This is a genomic window from Stenotrophomonas sp. 82F1 (genome assembly GCF_056861525.1).
The window spans coordinates 41,041-58,978 of record NZ_JBSPUD010000014.1 but is presented as its reverse complement, the minus strand read 5'-3'; the positions used below and the strand labels follow the sequence as shown (position 1 = coordinate 58,978).

General features: G+C 66.8%; 16 protein-coding genes and 1 pseudogene. 6 read left to right on the top strand and 11 right to left on the bottom strand.

Going from position 1 to position 17,938, the window contains the following annotated elements; all coding sequences use genetic code 11:
* Window positions 1-195 precede the first annotated feature (195 nt).
* Window positions 196-2,202: a M13 family metallopeptidase gene (locus AC13GI_RS14175; RefSeq protein ID WP_482996631.1), complete on the top strand. Its 2,007-nt coding sequence runs from the start codon at window positions 196-198 to the stop codon at window positions 2,200-2,202.
* Window positions 2,203-2,328: 126 nt separating this feature from the next.
* Here the strand turns inward: AC13GI_RS14175 and AC13GI_RS14170 are convergent, their stop codons facing one another.
* On the bottom strand, window positions 2,329-3,984 hold the full coding sequence (locus tag AC13GI_RS14170; protein WP_482996630.1) for a saccharopine dehydrogenase family protein: 1,656 nt from the start codon (window positions 3,982-3,984) through the stop codon (window positions 2,329-2,331).
* A gap of 125 nt (window positions 3,985-4,109) precedes the next feature.
* Here AC13GI_RS14170 and AC13GI_RS14165 point away from each other — a divergent pair, with 125 nt between their 5' ends.
* Complete coding sequence (locus AC13GI_RS14165) at window positions 4,110-4,592, top strand: VOC family protein (RefSeq protein ID WP_482996629.1); 483 nt, start codon at window positions 4,110-4,112, stop codon at window positions 4,590-4,592.
* Window positions 4,589-6,175: a phytoene desaturase family protein gene (locus AC13GI_RS14160; protein WP_482996628.1), complete on the top strand. Its 1,587-nt coding sequence runs from the start codon at window positions 4,589-4,591 to the stop codon at window positions 6,173-6,175. Before AC13GI_RS14165 ends, AC13GI_RS14160 begins: the two co-directional genes overlap by 4 nt.
* 177 nt (window positions 6,176-6,352) lie before the next feature.
* Here AC13GI_RS14160 and AC13GI_RS14155 read toward each other — a convergent pair whose 3' ends face one another.
* From AC13GI_RS14155 to AC13GI_RS14125, 7 genes and pseudogenes are all read right to left on the bottom strand, one after another.
* Window positions 6,353-7,027 carry a rhomboid family intramembrane serine protease gene (locus tag AC13GI_RS14155; RefSeq protein WP_380658099.1) on the bottom strand — a complete coding sequence of 225 codons (675 nt, stop codon included), beginning with the start codon at window positions 7,025-7,027 and terminating at the stop codon, window positions 6,353-6,355.
* 93 nt (window positions 7,028-7,120) lie between these two features.
* Window positions 7,121-7,549 carry an MGMT family protein gene (locus AC13GI_RS14150; RefSeq protein ID WP_482996627.1) on the bottom strand — a complete coding sequence of 143 codons (429 nt, stop codon included), beginning with the start codon at window positions 7,547-7,549 and terminating at the stop codon, window positions 7,121-7,123.
* Complete coding sequence (locus AC13GI_RS14145) at window positions 7,456-8,376, bottom strand: DMT family transporter (RefSeq protein WP_482996626.1); 921 nt, start codon at window positions 8,374-8,376, stop codon at window positions 7,456-7,458. The genes AC13GI_RS14150 and AC13GI_RS14145 overlap by 94 nt, the downstream gene beginning before the upstream one ends.
* 159 nt (window positions 8,377-8,535) lie before the next feature.
* Window positions 8,536-9,894, bottom strand: coding sequence for a glutathione-disulfide reductase (gene gorA / locus AC13GI_RS14140; RefSeq protein ID WP_482996625.1), 1,359 nt, complete (start codon window positions 9,892-9,894; stop codon window positions 8,536-8,538).
* Window positions 9,891-10,033, bottom strand: a pseudogene (locus AC13GI_RS14135) (amino acid dehydrogenase); the annotation flags it as partial. The gene gorA and the pseudogene AC13GI_RS14135, both read right to left, overlap by 4 nt.
* Window positions 10,034-10,096: 63 nt before the next feature.
* Entirely contained in the window at window positions 10,097-11,341 is a 1,245-nt protein-coding gene (locus tag AC13GI_RS14130) for a DUF418 domain-containing protein (RefSeq protein ID WP_482996624.1), read from the bottom strand.
* A gap of 99 nt (window positions 11,342-11,440) precedes the next feature.
* Entirely contained in the window at window positions 11,441-11,923 is a 483-nt protein-coding gene (locus AC13GI_RS14125) for an FKBP-type peptidyl-prolyl cis-trans isomerase (RefSeq protein ID WP_025876084.1), read from the bottom strand.
* A 111-nt stretch (window positions 11,924-12,034) separates the two neighbouring features.
* Between AC13GI_RS14125 and AC13GI_RS14120 the strand changes: the two genes are divergently transcribed.
* From AC13GI_RS14120 to AC13GI_RS14110, 3 genes are all read left to right on the top strand, one after another.
* Entirely contained in the window at window positions 12,035-12,574 is a 540-nt protein-coding gene (locus tag AC13GI_RS14120; RefSeq protein ID WP_099819008.1) for a C40 family peptidase, read from the top strand.
* Window positions 12,575-12,706: 132 nt separating this feature from the next.
* Window positions 12,707-13,483, top strand: a complete 777-nt coding sequence (locus tag AC13GI_RS14115) for a C40 family peptidase (RefSeq protein WP_380655890.1) — start codon at window positions 12,707-12,709, stop codon at window positions 13,481-13,483.
* Window positions 13,484-13,711: 228 nt separating this feature from the next.
* On the top strand, window positions 13,712-15,064 hold the full coding sequence (locus AC13GI_RS14110) for a sigma-54 interaction domain-containing protein (RefSeq protein ID WP_099819006.1): 1,353 nt from the start codon (window positions 13,712-13,714) through the stop codon (window positions 15,062-15,064).
* A 43-nt stretch (window positions 15,065-15,107) separates the two neighbouring features.
* Here AC13GI_RS14110 and AC13GI_RS14105 read toward each other — a convergent pair whose 3' ends face one another.
* From AC13GI_RS14105 to AC13GI_RS14095, 3 genes are read right to left on the bottom strand one after another with little or no spacing between them, the layout of a single operon-like run.
* Window positions 15,108-16,397 (bottom strand): transporter, encoded by a 1,290-nt coding sequence (locus AC13GI_RS14105; RefSeq protein WP_380655887.1) that lies wholly within the window; start codon window positions 16,395-16,397, stop codon window positions 15,108-15,110.
* A gap of 45 nt (window positions 16,398-16,442) precedes the next feature.
* On the bottom strand, window positions 16,443-17,195 hold the full coding sequence (locus tag AC13GI_RS14100) for a hypothetical protein (protein ID WP_099819004.1): 753 nt from the start codon (window positions 17,193-17,195) through the stop codon (window positions 16,443-16,445).
* Window positions 17,196-17,208: 13 nt separating this feature from the next.
* Complete coding sequence (locus tag AC13GI_RS14095) at window positions 17,209-17,913, bottom strand: C39 family peptidase (protein WP_099819003.1); 705 nt, start codon at window positions 17,911-17,913, stop codon at window positions 17,209-17,211.
* Window positions 17,914-17,938 lie beyond the last annotated feature (25 nt).

Genomic DNA, 17,938 nt, shown 5'->3' with positions numbered 1-17,938 from the left:
CGCGCCGTTGGTAGAGGCCGACCTTGGTCGGCGCATGGCGCGAAGAACCACCGTGATGCGTGCATGCCGCGCCCATGCCACCCACCCGGTAGCGCCGGGCCATGCCCGGCGGATGCACCGTGATGCGTGCATGCCGCGCCCATGCCCGGCTTGCTATAGTTCGCCCGCCCTCAATCCATCACGGATTCGTTCTACATGCCCAACTTCCGTCCGCTTGCCATCGCCCTGGGCATCAGCCTGGCGACCCTGGTTCCGACCCACGATGCGTTCGCCGCCAAGAAGAAGGCCGCGCGCGCCCCGGCCGTCAGTGCGCAGTGCAGCGATTTCTACGATGCCACCAACGCGGGCTGGCTGAAGGCCAACCCGGTGCCGCAGATCGGCGCCGCCACCGCGTTGGGCCAGCTGGTCGACCGCAGCCGTCAGCAGCAGCGTGAACTGCTGGACGCCTCGATGAAGGCGCCGCAGGGCAACGTGCAGAAGCTGCTGGGCGACTTCTGGGCCAGCGGCCTGGACGAAGCTGCAGTGGAGGCCGATGGTTCCAACCCGATCGCGCCGTTGCTGACCCGCATCAACGCGATCAAGAAGGCCAAGGATATTCCCGCCTCGATCGCCGCGCTGCACCAGGTCGGCATCCCGGTGGCCTTCAACTTCGGTCCGGACGTGGACCTGAAGGCACTGGACCGCCACATCGGTTACTTCATGCAGGGCGGCATGGGCCTGCCTGACCCGGCCTTCTACACCCGCACCGACGCCGACACCGTCGCGCTGATGGGCCGCTACCGCAACTACGTCAAGCAGATCCTGGCACTGACCGGCACCCCGGCGGCCAAGCTGGACGCCGAGTCGCAGGCAGTGATCGCGCTGGAAACCGAACTGGCCCGCAACGCGCAGTCGCTGGCGGGCATCAACAACCCGTTCAACAACTACGCGCCGATCTCCACCAAGGACCTCAACAGCCGCTACCGCAACCTGCAGCTGGATGCATTCCTGAAGGCACAGGGGGTCAACGATGACCTGGTCTCGCTGGCCGATCCGGCGCTGTTCAAGCAGCTCGACGGCATGGTCAGCAAGCTCAAGCCGGACCAGTGGAAGGCCTACCTGCGCTGGCGCGTGGGTGACTCGATGGCACCTTACCTGTCCAAGGCGTACCGCGATGCGGAGTTCGAATTCCGTGGCCGCGTGCTGCGTGGCGAGACCCTGCCGCCGCAGCGCTGGGAAAGCGTGCTGGACGCGATCAACGTGGCCGCTGGCCCGATGGTCGGCCGCGAATACGCCGCGCGTTACCTGTCTGCCGAAGACCGTCGCCAGGCGGCGTGGATCGTCGACAAGGTGCGCGAAGTGCAGATCGAGGCGGTCAAGAACAACAGCTGGATGAGCGCCGAGGCCAAGACCGAAGCGCAGGCCAAGCTGGCCGCGCTGAAGATCGAGATCGGCACCCCGCTGCGCGACCTGGATTACAGCGTGCAGCCGATGGGCCGTGGTTCGTTCGGCGGCAACATGCTGATCGCTTCGACCTGGCGTCACCGCGAGGAAATGAAGCGCATCGGCAAGGGCAACGCCGACCGCCGCTGGGACGTGCTGCCGCAGCAGCCGTCGCTGGCCTATGACCTGGCGCAGAACCGGCTGATCGTCACCGCCGCGATCCTGCAGGGTCCGGTGTTCAACGCCAAGGCCGATGCCGCCGACAAGTTCGGCAGCTTCGGTGGTCTGGTCGGCCACGAGCTGACCCGCGCGATCGACGCCAAGGGTGCGCTGGTCGATGCCAAGGGTGAACTGCGCAGCTGGTGGACCCCGGCCGACAAGACTGCCTGGACCCTGCTCGGCAGCCGTGTCGCCACGCAGTACGGCGGCTACGAGTTCCCCGGCGTGAAGGGAGCCAAGGTCAACGGCACGCTGACCCAGGAAGAGAACCTGGCCGACATCGCCGGCCTGGAACTGGCCTGGGCCGCGTATACCGCGCAGGAGCCGAAGGCCAAGCCGGCACAGCAGCAGGGCTTCTTCCGCGCCTGGGCCGCGCTGTGGCCGCAGCAGCTGTCGCCGAACGAGGCCGCACGCCGCCTGACCGCCGACATCCGTGCACCGGGCCGCTGGCGCACCAACGGCCCGTTGTCGAACCTGCCGGCGTTCGGCGCCAGCTTCAGCTGCAAGCCGGGCCAGCCGATGCAGCGTACCGACGCCGAGCAGATCAAGGTCTGGCGCTGAGGTTGACGGTTTCGTGTTGATGAAAGGGCGCCTTCGGGCGCCCTTTTTCGTGGTTCTGGCCATCCACGCATGGCGTGGATCTACTGCCGTTGCCTGGGGGGGATCCACGCCTGGCGTGGATGGACCTCACCCGGGTCTCAGCGTTCCCCTGTAATGCACGATCCGCCCCACCACTGGCGCACCAATCTCCACGTCGAACACGAATCGCCTGTCCACTTCATGCTCGAAGCTGTTGTCCCCCGGCAGCAGCGCGCGCGGCAACGGCATGCCCAGGATCGACCAGCGTCGCGGCACCAGTTGCAGCCGCCCGTTCTCCACCAGCAACGCCAACGCTACCGACACCGCACCGAAGCGCTCGACCAGCAGTGCCTCGTTGCGCCCCTGCCCCTGCGTCTGCAGCGAAGAGAAACGACGGCCGGCAAAGGTCCGCGTCCAGCGCTCACCACCCGCCTCCGGGGTGAACTCCACACTGACCGGCACACTCGCGCCCGCCGCAGGAAAACCGAACACCTTCCCCAGCAACCGCGACAGCAGTCCACGACCACGTTCGACCGATGCCGTGCCACACCAGCGCGTGGCGGCAGACGGGGCATGCAGCGCCTGCACGCTGGCCGGCAGTTGCGCGTATGCGCTGCCAAGCACGCGCTGGTACAGGCTGGCACCGGGCATGTCCCGGCGGAAACCGGTGTGGATGGTGCGGCCTTCAAACAGCCGGTCGTAGTCGCTCAATTCCAGCGCATGCGTGGCCGCGCGCGCTCCGGGCGCCGGCCGATCACCGGCCAGCTGCTTGCGGATCACCGCCTCGATCGCCATCGACGGAATGTACGGGCCGTCATCGGCCTCGGCCAGCAGGTGCCAGCTCTGTTCGACACGCGCACCATCGCGGGTACCCACTGCACGTACGATCATGCCGCCGCGATGTTCACCGAACTTCATCAGGTTCAATACGGTGTAGAACAACCGCGAGCACGGCTCCAGCGACGGCAGTTTCAGATGCAGACGCACCTTGGCGAGCAGGTTCAGCACGCGATGCAGGATTTCCGGTACCGGGCCTGCCCCCATCCAGATGTCGGTCATCGTCGGATGTTCGGGGGGCAGCACCTGCAGATCGGGCACATCCACCAACGAGAAATGCAGGTTGCGCAGCGGCAACCGCCCCGGCACCGCGACGGTGAAGCGGCGGCTCTCGGCCAGGCCGATGCCGTGCCCGTCGCGACCGTTGCGGCGCAGCTTCACCGGCGAACCGGCATAGCCGACCACCGCACGCATCACGTTCAGACCGATGCCGGCATACGGCGATGGCGCGATGCCGCCTTCCACGCTGACGATGTCCATGTGCGTGGCCATCTCGCGCAGTACCGCCGCGGTCAACACCGGGAAGCTGCTGACGCCCGACAGCACGTAGATGCCGGCCGCCCTGGCCTGCGCGTCATACTGCGAAACGCCGAATACGAAGTCCGCGGCGTCGGCGAAGTCCAGATAATCAATGCCGGCAGCGATGCAGGCTTCGATCGCGCCGTAGCGATGTTCGCCGTAGTCCTGGAAAGGACCGGAGGCATCCACCACCAGCTCCGGTCGCTCGGCCTGCAAAGCCGCAGCCAGCTGCTGCCGGTCGACCTGCAGTGGGCGCAGTGTCGATTGCCCCACATAGCTTGCACAGAAGGCCTGTGCCGCCGCCAGGTTGCGGCCACCGATCAGCAGTTCCAGCATCGGCAGGTCCGCCAGCAAGCGGACCAGACGCCCACCGAACACCCCATATCCACCCAGAATCAGGATCTTCACGCATCATCCCTGTCGTGTCGTCTGCCCATGGTAGCGCGGCGCCGCGAGCTCCCGCAGTGCAGCACGATCCGGCATTAACACCACGCGTGCTATCGCTGCGCCTTCGTCCACTGCGGAGCCCCGCCATGGCTCACAAGAACACGATCTGCGTCTGGTACGACAACGGTGCGCTCGAGGCCGCCACGTTCTATGCAAGGACCTTTCCCGACAGTGAAGTAACCGCCGTGCATCACGCGCCCGGCGACTTCCCCGACGGCAAGCAGGGTGACGTCCTCACCGTCGAGTTCACGGTCTGCGGTGTCCCCTGTGTCGGGCTCAATGGCGGCCCGACCTTCAAGCACAGCGAAGCGTTCTCGTTCCAGATTTCCACTGAGGACCAGGCCGAGACCGATCGCCTGTGGAATGCGATCGTCGGCAACGGTGGCCAGGAAAGCCAATGCGGCTGGTGCAAGGACCGCTGGGGCATCTCCTGGCAGATCAGCCCACGCATGCTGATCGAAGCGGTGACCAGCAAGGACAAGGCTCTGGCCAAGCGCGCCTTCAACGCGATGATGCCGATGAAGAAGATCGACATCGCCACCATTGAAGCGGCGATCCGCAACGCATGACGACGTGGGACACGATCATCGTTGGCGGCGGCCACAACGGGCTGGTGTGTGCGGCGTACCTGGCGCGCGCGGGGCAGCGCGTGCTGGTGCTGGAGCGCCGCAGCGTCCTTGGCGGTGCGGCGGTCACCGAGGAGTTCCATCCCGGCTTCCGCAACTCGGTGGCCTCGTACACGGTGTCGCTGCTGCAGCCGAAGGTGATCGAGGAGCTGCAGCTGCATGCGCACGGGCTGCGCATCGTCGCGCGGCCGGCCAACAACTTCCTGCCATTGCCCGATGGTCGCTACCTGCTGTCTGCACCGGGCCGCACCCAGGCGGAAGTGGCGAAATTCTCCGAGCGCGATGCGCAGGCGCTGCCCGCCTATGAAGCGCGTCTGGAAGTATTTGCCGACGTGCTGCGCGACTGGGCGCTGCGTCCGCCGCCCGACCTCGGGGTGACGGCCGGCTGGCGCGCGCTGCCCGCGCTGTGGCAGATGGGCCGGCTCGGGCGCGAGCTGGCCGCGCTTGATCCCGCATTGCGGCAGGAACTGCTGGATCTGTTCACGCTGTCGGCCGCCGAATACCTGGACCGCTGGTTCGAGAGCGAGCCGATCAAGGCCCTGTTCGGGTTCGATGGCATTGTCGGCAACTACGCCAGCCCCTACACGCCGGGCAGCGCGTACGTGCTGCTGCATCACGTGTTCGGCCAGTGCAACGGGGTCAAGGGCGCCTGGGGCCACGCCATCGGTGGCATGGGTGCGATCAGCCAGGCCATCGCCGCATCCGCGCGTGCGGCAGGTGCCGAGCTGCGCGTGGATGCCGGCGTGCAGCGCCTGTTGGTTGAAGACGGACGCGTGGTCGGCGTCGCGCTGTCCGGCGGCGAGAGCCTGCGCGCACGTGCGGTGGTGGCCAACGTCAATCCGAAGCTGCTGTACGAACAACTGCTTCAACCCGCCCAGGTTCCCGCCACCACCCGCGAACGCATGGCGAACTGGCGCTGCGGCTCGGGCACGTTCCGGATGAACGTGGCGCTGTCGCGGCTACCGGATTTCCGCGCCCTGCCCGGCCCCGGCGACCACCTCAGTGCCGGCATCATCATGGCGCCCAGCCTGGATTACATGGACCGTGCCTGGCTGGATGCACGCCGCGATGGCTGGTCGCGCGAGCCGATCGTGGAGATGCTGATTCCGAGCACGCTGGACGATTCGCTGGCGCCGCCCGGGCAGCATGTGGCCAGCCTGTTCTGCCAGCACGTGGCGCCGGAGCTGCCCGATGGCCGGCACTGGGATGATCACCGCGATACCGTCGCCGACTTGATGATCGCCACCGTCGATCACTTCGCTCCGGGCTTCGCCGACAGCGTGCTCGGTCGGCAGGCGCTTTCACCGTTGGATCTGGAGCGGACGTTCGGGCTGATCGGCGGCGACATCTTCCACGGCGCGCTCAGCGCCAACCAGCTGTTCTCGGCACGGCCGATGGTGGGCCAGGCCGGCTATCGCGGCGCCCTGCCCGGCCTTTACCTGTGCGGCGCGGGCACACATCCGGGCGGCGGGGTGACCGGTGCGCCGGGACACAATGCCGCGCAGGTGGTGCTGCAGGATCTGTAGATCCACGCCATGCGTGGATGTCGGTATGCCCCGCCGCCTGCATGACCTGCTGTTGGTAGGCGCCAACCTTGGTTGGCACAACGTGGCAGAGGTGATTGCCAACCAAGGTTGGCATCTACCGGCGTCAACGCGTGCCAACCAAGGTTGGCACCTACCAGCGTCAAATGAGCCTGCGCCTCACTTCACGCTGCGCAGATGGTTCGGGCGCTTCGGCGGGCCGGGGGGACGACGCTTGTTGAACGGCGGTTGGCCACGCCAGTAACGGATCAGCAGCCAGCCGAACAGCATGCCGCCGAGGTGTGCGAAATGGGCCACGCCCGGCTGCCAGCCAGTCATGCCCAGCACCAGCTCGCCCACGCCGAACAGGATCACGAACGTACGCGCCTTCATCGGAATCGGCGGGAACAGCAGCATCACCCGCTGGTTGGGGAACAGCATGCCGTAGGCCAGCAGCAGGCCGAACACACCACCGGAAGCACCCAGCACCGTGGCCGGGTTCTCCAGCATCGTGCCGACCAGCAACTGGCACAGACCGGCACCGACCACGCACACCAGGTAGTAGATCAGGAAGCGCTTCTCGCCCCAGGTCTGTTCCAGCGGCGCGCCGAACATGAAGACGGCCAGCATGTTGAAGAACAGATGGAAGAAGCTGCCATGCAGGAAGCCGTAGGTCAGCAGCTGCCAGGGCTGGAAGTTGCCGCCCGGCGAGAACGCATCGAAGCCCTGCTGCAGCGGCTGCAGCATGAACGGCTCGAAGGTCTGCATGCCGAGCAGGAACGGCTGCTGCAGCAGGAACAGGATCGCGTTGGCGATCAACAGGGCCTTGGTGACGGTTGGCAGTCGCGGGAACATGGGGACACCGGCATGGAACGGCCTCCATCATAGCCGCAGCACCGGCCCTTTTTGACCAGAGCGGCCGGCCGCCCGTTCAGTCGCAGGCAGCCATCAACCCGGCCCCCATACGGCCGCATCCAGCGCCGCCGCCGGGTCGACCGCGGGCATCCGCACCCGGCCGTTTTCCACGACCACACCCTCGGCACGCAGCCGCTGCGACTGTTCGCGCCAGCCGGCCGAACCTTCAGCCATGGCGATGCGCCCATCCGAGCGCAGCACCCGGTGCCAAGGTAGCGAGGGATCGTCATTCTGGCCGAGGATGCGTGCGGTCAGCCGGGCGCGTCCGGGCAGGCCGGCGCGCATCGCGACCTGCCCGTAGCCCATCACCTGCCCTGGCGGGATTGCATGGATCACCGCCATGATGCGCGCACGCGCCTGCTCCGGCGTCAGCGGCGCAGCCGCGTCACCAGCAGTACGCCGAGCAGGACCAGCACGGTGCCGGCGATCTGCGCCGGCCCCATCGGTTCGTCGAGCAGCCATAGGCTCATCACGATGGTGGAAACCGGGCCCAGCATACCCACCTGCGCGGCCAGCGACGAGCCGACGCGCTGCACCGCCAGCATGATCGCCAGCACCGGCAGCACGGTGCAGACCGTCGCATTGATCAGCGACAGCCACTGCACCGCAGCGGGTGCCTGCCACAGCAGCGGCAGCGGGTGGGTAATGGTGAAATGCAGCAACACCAGCACACTGGCCACGCAGCTGGCATAGGCGGTCAGGCGCACCGCGCCGATACGGGCGACCACCTGACCGCTGCCGAACAGATAGAGCGCATAGCTGAGCGCACTGCCCAGCACCAGCAGGCTGCCGAGAATGATCTGCCCACCTTCGCGCTGCAGGTCATGGCCGAACGCGATCAGCACGCCGAGATAGCTGAGCACCAGCGCACCGACCTGCCAGCGACCCGGCCGCTGCCGCGCCAGCAGCACGTTTATCAGCAGCACCAGGGTCGGGTTCAAGTACAGGATCAACCGTTCCAGGGTCACGCTGATGTACTGCAGGCCCTGGAAATCCAGCAGGCTGGACAGGTAGTACCCGGTGAAGCCGAGCCATAGCACGCGCGCCCGGTCAGCCCAGGACAACCGCTCCGCACGCCGCGAAGCCCACACCGCCATCAGCGCGAACAGGGGCAGCGCCATCAGCATGCGCAGCGCCAGCAGCGTGGTCGCGTCCACACCATGGCGCAGCCCCAGCTTGACGATGATCGCCTTGCCCGAAGCGGCAATGGCGCCGATCGCAGCCAGGCCGATGCCGCCCAGGGCGATACGCGGGGACGTGGTGGCGATGCGAGAAGCGGGGCTGGACATCAGGACGACGGCGGGCCGCGCGGGGCGGCCCGGAAAGGCGTGGGGCCATCATTGTCGCATGGAGGCGCCTGCTGACCTGTAGAGCCGAGCCCGCGCTCGGCTGCACCCTGTGTGCGCGGAACGCAGCCGAGCGTGGGCTCGGCTCTACCACCGCCCGGCTCAGCGCATCAACACCACTTCTTCAGCAGACGTCGGGTGAATCGCCACCGTGTCGTCGAACTGGGCCTTGGTCGCACCCATCTTCACCGCCACCGCGAAACCCTGCAGGATCTCGTCGGCCGCCTCGCCGAGCAGGTGTACACCGACCACACGCTCTTCCGGCCCGGCACACACCATCTTGAACAGGCTGCGCTGGGTGCCGTTGGCCAGTGCCTGCAGCATCGGCCGGAACCGGCTGTGGTACACCGTCACCTGCTCGAAGCGCGCACGTGCATCTTCCTCGCTCATGCCCACTGCGCCCAGCGGCGGGTGCGAGAACACCACGCTGGCCACGTTGTCGTAGTCCATCTTCGCGTCCGGGCGACCGCCGAACAGACGATCCATCAGACGGCGCGATGCAGCCACGGCGACCGGCGTCAGGCCGACCTTGCCTGCGATGTCACCGACCGCATGTACGCTCGGCACCGCCGTGGTCTGCCACTCGTCCACCTCCACCTGCTGGTGTTCGCCGATGCCGATGCCCAGCGCCTCCAGACCGAGATCCCGGCTGTTGCCGCGCCGGCCGGTCGCGAAGAACACGGCATCGAACATGCTGTCGGTCGGACCGTCATGGCCGAACGCGCGCACGCGTTCGCCGTCGCGCTTCAACTCACGCAGACGGTAATCGAAGTGGATGCGGACACCCTGCTGGCGCAGGTTCTCGGCCAGCTGCGCGGTCAGCTCGTAGTCGAAGCGCTCCAGCAGGCGACTACTACGCACCAGCAGGCTCACCTTGCTGCCCAGGGCCTGCAACAGCCCGGCAAGTTCCACCGCGATATAGCCGCCGCCGACGATGGCGACCTCGGCCGGTGCCGCGCGCAGGTCGAAGAAATCGTCGGACACCAGACCCAGTTCGGCGCCGGGAATGTCGGGCCGCTGCGGATGGGCGCCGGTAGCAATGAGGATGTGTGCAGCGCTGTACTGCACGCCATCACTGCACGCCACGGTGTGCGCATCCAGCAGATGGCCACGGGCCGGGATGCGCACCACGCCGGTTTCATCCAGGCGCTTGTGGTAACTGGTGTGGATGTTGCTGATGTAGGCCTGGCGATGGATCACCAGTTCCTTCCACGACAGCGCCGGACGCGCCTCCACGTCGAAGCCCATCGCGCTGGCCAGGCCGATGCGCTCGGCCAGATCGGCGGCAAGCCACATCGCCTTCTTCGGCACGCAGCCTACATTCACGCAGGTGCCGCCCAGTTCACCCGGCTCCAGCAGGGCAACACGCTTGCCATGCTGCGCAGCGCGGATGGCACCGGCCAGGCCAGCGGAACCGCCGCCAAGGACGATCAGATCGTAGTCATAAGAGGGAGTGTTCATCGGAATCGCTCGGGTCGACAGGGAACAGGATCGATGACGGGCGCGCGCCCGCAGAAAAGATCGACAGGCAGCTGGCTGGCGCAGGCGCTCATGCTGCTGTGAGCATGCCATGGCCCGCTGCAGGCCAGACGTGAGGGTGTGCAGTGGTGTGCTTGACGATGCACGCAGCCGCACAGGACGATGCACGCGCAGCCTGCATCGATCACCCCTGCGCGGCCTCACGGCGCATCGCTGGCCACTGTTGGTAGGTCATCGCACGCCACAGCCATTCCATCGGACCGAAGCAGAAACGGCGCAGCCACAGACGGCTGAGGGCTACCTGCGCAGCGAACAGCAGCAAGGCGAACAGCAGCTGCCAGGCACGCGGCACTGCATCGAACCACCCCAGCCCGTAGTGATAGAACAGCAACGTACAGACCACCGACTGACCAAGGTAATGGGTCAGCGCCATCCGCCCGACCGGCGCCAGCCAGCCCATGCGCGCACGCCAGTGCACAATCCAGGCCAGGTAGCCCAGGCACATCGGCACGCCGCCCACGGCCACCAGTGCCATGGCCGTGGTGGTCGGCAGGTCATAGACACCCGGCGCCAGATAGGGCATCCACAGCACACCGGCCAGGGTGACCAGCAATCCCACAGGCAGCGCGACCCAGCGCAGGCCGGCATACAACCGGGGGAACCGCTCCGGCGCGGTCAATGCGCCGCTGCCAGCGAACCAGGCGCCCAGCAGGAACATGCCCAGCACTTCGGGTCCGGAAATGAACATGCCCCCCAGCGACGCGCCGAACTCATGCAGGCGCTGCACGTTGGCCTGCATCCAGTCGCCCTGGCCGTACACCAGGCGTTGCTGGTCGATGCCCTGCTGCGCGTCGACCAGCATCTTCTGCAGGTCCTGCGGGGTGGCCATCGACACCATTGCGCCGACCAGCAGCATCAGCGCGACACCCAGTGCATACACCAGCAGACCCATCCACGGCAGCCAGCTGCGCGGTGCTTCGCGGCAAGCCAGCAACGGCAGCGAGGCCAGTGCATACAGCACCAGGATGTCGCCGGACCAGACCAGCAGTGCGTGGCACAGGCCGATCAGCAGCAGCCCGGCGCTGCGGCGCAGGTAGAACGGCGTGAACGGGCGACCCGCCGCTTCAGCACGCTGGGCCATCACCGCAAAGCCCGCGCCGAACAGCAGCGAGAACAGGGTGAAGAACTTTCCCTGCACGAACACATAGACGAAGGCATCGGCCCAGTAGTCGATGCCCTGCCAATGCGCGTCGATGCCGGTGAAGGCCAGGTCCAGCGGCCCGCTGAGGGCCTCGATGTTCATCAGCAGGATGCCCAGCAGGGCAAACCCACGCAGTATGTCCAGCAGGGCGATGCGTTCGCCGGAAGCCACCGGTTGCAGGGAAGGGGAAGCGGTGTTCACGGGGCATCCGGCGTGCAGGTCCGTCATTATGCCGCCGGCCTGCGGACCATGGATGGCTCCGCCCTGTTCCACATACGCAACGGCCCGCCGAAGCGGGCCGTTGCTGCCATCACGATCGCAGCGCGATCAGTGCTGGTGACCGCCGTCGCCGTGGACGTGGCCGTGTTCGAGCTCTTCCTTGCCGGCTTCGCGCACGTCGACGATCTCGACGTCGAAATGCAGGTCCTTGCCGGCCATCGGGTGGTTCAGGTCGACGTCGACCACACTCATCCCGACCTTCTGCACGGTCACGGCACGCGGGCCGAAGTTGGTCTGCAGCACGACCTGCTGGCCCGGGACCAGCTTGGCGGTACCGAAGTGCTTCTTCGGCACGCGCTGGGACAGGCCATCACGGCGCTCGCCGTAGGCATCGGCCGCCTTGACGTCGACGTCGAAGGTCGCGCCGGCTTCCTTGTCCATCATGGCGTTTTCCAGGCCCGGGATGATGTTGCCGTGGCCGATCAGGATCGCCAGCGGCTCGCCGCGGTCCTTGGACGATTCGATCGGCTCCTGGCCGGCCTCGGAGACGGTGTAGTGGAAGCGGACAACGCGGTCTTTTTCGATCTTCATGCGCAACTCTGTCTGGATCTGCCGGAGGCAGGCGGGTTGGGGCGGGTTGTCGCCCGGCGGGGACGCCGCCATCATGACGGCCAATCCAAGGTCGCGCATTATCCGGAGAACATGCACATCACGCCAGTTTCGTCCGGCACGCGCCGGCGCCTCGCGCCCGCCCTGCTGCTCGCCCTGCCCCTGCTGCTGACCGCCTGTGGCGGCGGCAAGGCCGTCCGTTCCGCACCGCCACCGCCTGCGGCAAGCTGGCCCAGCACCACACCGGACAACCCCGAGGCCGCCAATTCGGTGCTGATGCGTGCCATCAGCCTGGTCGGCACGCCCTACCGCTACGGCGGCAACACGCCCGAATCCGGCTTCGACTGCAGCGGCCTGGTCGCTTACGTCTACCGTGAAATGCTGGACCTGAAGCTGCCGCGGACCTCACGCGACCTGGCGGCGGTACAGGGCCCGAAGATCGACCCGAAGCGCCTGGCAACCGGCGACCTGGTCTTTTTTGGCAGCCGCGGCAATGTCAGTCACGTGGGGATCTACGTCGGCGAAGGTCGATTCGTGCACGCCCCGAGCACCGGCGGGACGGTCCGCCTGGATTCGCTCAGCGGCCCCTATTGGAAGGACCACTACACAGGGGCAAAACGCGTCCTTCGCTAAAATGAACAGGCGATATGTTCAAAACTGTGACAACCATCACCATGCAACTAACGATTTACTAACGGAATTTTTAACTTATTACTGCTTTTACAGGGCATGATGCCCCATCGTTTTTTTCCTTGTGACCGACGCGTGACGACAAACGACCCGACGTGCCAAGGCCAGACCGCCGCTTCTTCGCGTAGTGTCCGCCCGCTTCTGCTGGGCTTGGCATTGTGTCTGACCAGCCTTCCGGCCTGGTCGCAGTCCGCTCCCACCCGTACCGATGCGACCCCGGCTGCAGCCGCCGAGACCGCCCCCCGCGCAGCCGCCAAGGCCGACGCCACCGCTCCGCAGCGCAGCCGCGCCGATGCCGCCGCCAGCGCCACCCTGGCCGCCCTGCTGCCGCACCTGGCCGCCAATGACACCATTCCCCTGATGGACCGCTCGGCCATGGTGGCCGGTGACCTCAGCCGCCTGCTCGCCAATTACGACACCAGCAGCGCCGCCAATGGCAGCGTCGTTGTCGGTACCGCTGCCGACAACGGCAAGGTGCAGTCGCTGCTGCGCCGGGCCATGACCCTGCTTGGCACCCCCTACCGTTGGGGTGGCAGCAATCCGGACAGCGGCTTCGACTGCAGCGGCCTGGTCGGTTATGTGTTCCGCTCGGCCCTGGGCATCGAGCTGCCGCGCGTCTCGCGTGAAATGGCGCATGACGCCAATGCCGAACTGATCAACGACCGCGCCGCCCTGGCCGCAGGCGACCTGGTGTTCTTCGGCCGCAAGGGCCGGGTCGACCACGTCGGCATCTATGTGGGCGACGGCCGCTTCCTGCATGCCCCGAGCACCGGCAAGGACGTCCGCGTCGACACCCTGCTCAGTGGCTACTGGGGCAACAAGTTCATGCAGGCCCGCCGGGTCGACCTCTGATTCGAGGCCGTCTGCGCGTGACCTGACTAGCCGCTGCCCTGCAGCGGCTTTTTTGTTGGCTGACCGAAAGCATGGCCGCTGTCCGCCGCATGCTGCGTTGGTCATTGATGTCACGGTCCTGTTGGGCCGCAACCGGCCACCCACGCGTGGCCGCAGCATCGCGGCGTGGGGCGGCACACCGATGATGACCTGTCAGCCGCCCGCGTTGCCCGGATGCTGGGGGGAGGCATGGCGGCAAGCCTGGAGATTCCATCGCGCTGCGTGATCTGGTTCGGCCAGCCACCGGCAGCCGAGCGCAATGCGCTGGCGGCCGCAGGATGGCAACTGCGCTGTGTCAGCCCTGCACCTGCCATGGCCATTGGCCTGCGCGGCCGCGATCATCTGGTCGCCGTCGTCGATCTTCGCCATCTGGATGCAGAGGCGGCGCAGTTGTTGCTGCCGTGGGTCGAGCAGCACCATCACCTGCCGTGGTTGGCCGTGCTGCCCGCCGGGCTGGGCAGCCCTCCTCCCGCCTGGGGCGCGTTGCTTCGGGCCTGCCAGGATCAGTTCTCGCTGCCGCTGGAGCTTCCCGACCTGCTGTCGGCGTTGCAGCGCCAGTGCGATGGCGATGATCTGCCACTTGCCGCGACCCACAACGGTGGCGGTCTTCCCGCACTGATCGGCAACAGCGCCCCCCTGCTGGCCGTCCGCACTGCCCTGCACAAATTCGCCCCGGTCGAGCTGCCGGTGCTGGTAACGGGCGAAACCGGCACCGGCAAGGAGCTGGCCGCGCAGGCGCTGCATGCGCTGTCCGGGCGCGCAGGAAAACCCTTCCTGGCGGTGAACTGCGGCGCCATTCCCGCCAACCTGGTGCAGTCCGAACTGTTCGGCCACGAGCGTGGCGCTTTCACCGGCGCTTCCCAACGTCGCATCGGCCTGTTCGAAACAGCCCATGGCGGCACCGTATTCCTCGATGAGGTCGGCGACCTGCCGGCCGATGCACAGACCAGCCTGCTGCGGGTGCTGCAGGAGGGCACGCTGGAACGGGTGGGCAGCAACCAGCCACTGCGGGTGGATGTGCGCGTGCTGGCGGCCACCCATGTCGAACTGGAACAGGCCGTCGCCCAGGGTCGCTTCCGGCGCGATCTCTACTACCGCCTCAACGTGCTGCGCCTGCCGATGCCATCGCTGCGCGAACGTGGCGCCGATGTCCTGCTGCTGGCCGAACACTTCCTGCGCGCATTCCGCCAACGTCATGCCGGCCGCGCACGTGGTTTCGATCCTGGCGCGCACCAGGCGATGCGCGGGTTCGACTGGCCGGGCAACGTGCGCGAACTGTTGAACCGGGTACAGCGGGCGGCGATCGTGGCGGAGGGCGAACTGATCAGCGCGGCCGACCTGGATCTGGCCGAACCCGATGCGCCCGCACGGCGTGCGCTGCTGCAGGATGCACGTGGCCAGGTGGAACGCGACGTGCTGCTGCAGGCCCTGCGCCAGCATGGCTACAACGTGTCGGCGTGCGCGCGGCACATGCAGATCTCGCGGGTGACGGTCTATCGCTTGTGCCGCAAACATCATCTTGAGCTGCCGGCGCAGCGCTGACCGCTGGCCGCGTGAAACAGCCGGGATGGCCCGGCCGCCCCGCCTACAACATGTACGGCACCTTGAAGGCCAGCGTGAAGTCCGGCGCATCCGGGGTCAGGCCGATGCCCAGCATCGTCACCAGCGTGGTGTGCTGGTTCAACGCGTAGGTCACGCCGAGATTGAGCGAGGCCGCATTGGCATCGCTGCCGATCACCTTCACCCATTCACCGCCCTTGAACCGGGTCGAGGCGCGCGTGCTGATCTTGTCGCTGAAGGAAATGCTCAGGCTGGTGCGCTCGTTGAACGCGAAGGCCACGCCGGCACCGAAGTACACCGAACCACCCAGCTTCACGTCACCGGGGTTGACCGTATCCGGGTTGCTGTCGATATCGCTGAAGCCGCGCGGGAAGGAATGGATGTAGCCGGCGTTGGCGAACAGGATGGCCGGATCGGCGGTCTTCACCATCGATACGCCCAGGTTGGCCTGCCACACACCGTTGCCGGTCGGCTGTTCCTGCGGCACCGCGAAGCGGATGTAATCATCGTCGTCGCGCTCGATCACTTTCCAGTCCAGGCCGTAGGGTGCGCGTCCGGTCGGCGCGGTAACACCACCGGTCAGCACCGTCTCCGGGCGCCAGCCGCGTTCGGCGAACAGCCGGTAATTGGCACTCAGGCTGACATCGCCGATGCCACTGCCGTTGGTTTCTTCCTGCGCGATCGCCGCCGCGGCGCCGCCGGCACCGCCCTTCTGGTAGACCGTGCGCCGTGCCAGGTACGGTACGTCCATGTTCAAGGTCAGGTTGGGGCTGACGCCCCAGCGCGCGGCCAGGTTGTAGGTCAACGAATCGGATTCGACGTTCTCGATCGCGATGTTGCCGAGGAAGATCGCATCCAGGGCGAGGAAGCCGTTGAGCGTGAGCTGCTTGCGGTCGTAGCGCGCATAGGTGAGGCCGTTCTCGATGGTGAACCGGCGCGAGAACAACGCCGCCTGCTGCTGCTTGACGTCGTCCACGCTGCGCCGTGCCTCTTGCTTGGCCTGCTGTGCCTCGGCGGCGCTGCTGGCATAGCCTTCGCTGCTGGGTGGAACCGCAGATGCCGCAGCGGACGCCAACGGTGCAGCGGGGGTCGCAGCGGGTCCTGCGCGGCCGCTCAGCCGCGCCTGCATCGCCTGCACCTGCATGTCCAGTTCGCGCAGGCGGCGTACCTCCTGTGCGTAATTGGCCTTGAGCTGTTCCAGTTGCGCGATCAATGCCTGCATGTCGGCGCCGTCACTGGGCGCGGGCTGCTGGGCGAAGGCAGTGACCGCCAGCGCCGCCAGCGCCAGCGGAGTAAGCCGGTAGAGAGTGTGCATGTCGGTGACCTGCGTTGTACGTCGATTCCCCCCGACCAGGCCGTGTTACTGGCCTGGGCCCATGCCGCGGTTCATCCCGATCGCCTGGGCCACGTTCTGGCTCAAGGGCAGGTTGTTGGCCGCGGTATTGCGTACCAGCTCCAGCTGCAGCCGGTTGCTGGCGGTTTGTCCATCGCCGGCCAGGGCAATGCCCTGCCCCACGCTGCCATTGCGGATCCACTGCTGTACCAGGCTCTGTCCATCGACCTGCAGCAGCAGGCGCGCCTGGTTGCCATCGAGCATGGCCGTGGCGGTAGCGCCCCCCTGCTGTGCCTGCACCATGCGGCTGCCGTCGTCGCTCATTGCTGTCGGCACCGCACCGTCACGCACGGTCAGCGTGGTCACGTTGCGCGCGGTGTTGCCATCGCCGGCCACCTGCACGCTCTGCACCAGTCCGCTGGCATTGGCCAGACCGGTACTGTCGATGCTGCGCCCCGCCGTCGTCGGCAACGGTGCGTCAGCGGCGGTGACGTGGACGCTGGGCTGGAAACTCAGCTTCGGTGTTCCGCCATTGCGGAAATCCATGCCCAGGGTCAGCGCGCCCTGCACCACCGCACCGTTGGGTCCCTGCCACTGCGAAATCATCGTCACCCCGAACCAGGCCACGTTGTTGCCACCGACGGTGTAGCGGCCACGCATCAGGTTCAGTTCGGGATCGGGAATTTCCTTCAGGCCCCGCCCCGGTGCGCCGTCTGCCGCCATCAACGGCGACAAAGGCAGCATCAGCAGCAGGGCGAGTAACACACGTTGGCATTGCATGATCGTGCCTCCTTCAGAACAGGTCGGCGTGGCTGAAGCCGAAGTCGACCAGTTCGGCATCGGTGATCGGTCCCTGCCGCGCATACAACGCGCGGGCACTGGGCCGTTCGCTGGGTTGCAGCAGCACCGTGTTGCGATCGAAGTCGCTGCCGATCACGACGAAAACGGCGCGTGACGGCCAGGCGGCACTGAACTCGGCCAGCGACAGGCTGCGGTTGCCCAGGATCGGATCGGCTACTTCCACCACGCCGTCGCGCACCTGCTTGAGCACGACGAAATGCCGGAAGCCGCGTACATCCATCAGCACCAGTCCAGGAACCCGCAACGTGCGCAGCCGCGATTCATCGATGCGATAGCCGCGTCCACGCATGCCCAGCGATTCGACATAGCGCTTGATGTCCAACAGCGAGAAACCACGTTCCTTGACCAGCTGTGGATCGGATACCCCCATCATTCCCTCGATCACCGTCGCCTCGGTGGTGTCCAGGTGGTAGGCGTAACGCAGGATGGTGGCCAGAGCGGCCGCCCCGCAGCTGTAGTCGGTGTGCTGCCGCACCAGGTTGCGATACCGCCGCTCCTGCATGCTTTCCACCTTCTGCTGCAGCAGCGCGCCATTGGGCAGCACCCCGCTGAACACCACCTCGCCTGCCCAGCCAGATGCGCTGGTCAACAGCAGCAGGCAGGGCAGCAAACGCAACCACCAGCGATGACCGGCCATGCCGTTCTCCACGAGAAGGAAGGAG

Coding starts and splice junctions, on each gene's coding strand:
- AC13GI_RS14175 (WP_482996631.1), top strand. CDS start 196: ATGCCCAACTTCCGTCCGCTTGCCATCGCCCTGGGCATCAGCCTGGCG.
- AC13GI_RS14165 (WP_482996629.1), top strand. CDS start 4,110: ATGGCTCACAAGAACACGATCTGCGTCTGGTACGACAACGGTGCGCTC.
- AC13GI_RS14160 (WP_482996628.1), top strand. CDS start 4,589: ATGACGACGTGGGACACGATCATCGTTGGCGGCGGCCACAACGGGCTG.
- AC13GI_RS14155 (WP_380658099.1), bottom strand. CDS start 7,027: ATGTTCCCGCGACTGCCAACCGTCACCAAGGCCCTGTTGATCGCCAAC.
- AC13GI_RS14150 (WP_482996627.1), bottom strand. CDS start 7,549: ATGGCTGCTCGACGAACCGATGGGGCCGGCGCAGATCGCCGGCACCGT.
- AC13GI_RS14145 (WP_482996626.1), bottom strand. CDS start 8,376: ATGTCCAGCCCCGCTTCTCGCATCGCCACCACGTCCCCGCGTATCGCC.
- gorA (WP_482996625.1), bottom strand. CDS start 9,894: ATGAACACTCCCTCTTATGACTACGATCTGATCGTCCTTGGCGGCGGT.
- AC13GI_RS14130 (WP_482996624.1), bottom strand. CDS start 11,341: ATGACGGACCTGCACGCCGGATGCCCCGTGAACACCGCTTCCCCTTCC.
- AC13GI_RS14125 (WP_025876084.1), bottom strand. CDS start 11,923: ATGAAGATCGAAAAAGACCGCGTTGTCCGCTTCCACTACACCGTCTCC.
- AC13GI_RS14120 (WP_099819008.1), top strand. CDS start 12,035: ATGCACATCACGCCAGTTTCGTCCGGCACGCGCCGGCGCCTCGCGCCC.
- AC13GI_RS14110 (WP_099819006.1), top strand. CDS start 13,712: ATGGCGGCAAGCCTGGAGATTCCATCGCGCTGCGTGATCTGGTTCGGC.
- AC13GI_RS14105 (WP_380655887.1), bottom strand. CDS start 16,397: ATGCACACTCTCTACCGGCTTACTCCGCTGGCGCTGGCGGCGCTGGCG.
- AC13GI_RS14100 (WP_099819004.1), bottom strand. CDS start 17,195: ATGCAATGCCAACGTGTGTTACTCGCCCTGCTGCTGATGCTGCCTTTG.
- AC13GI_RS14095 (WP_099819003.1), bottom strand. CDS start 17,913: ATGGCCGGTCATCGCTGGTGGTTGCGTTTGCTGCCCTGCCTGCTGCTG.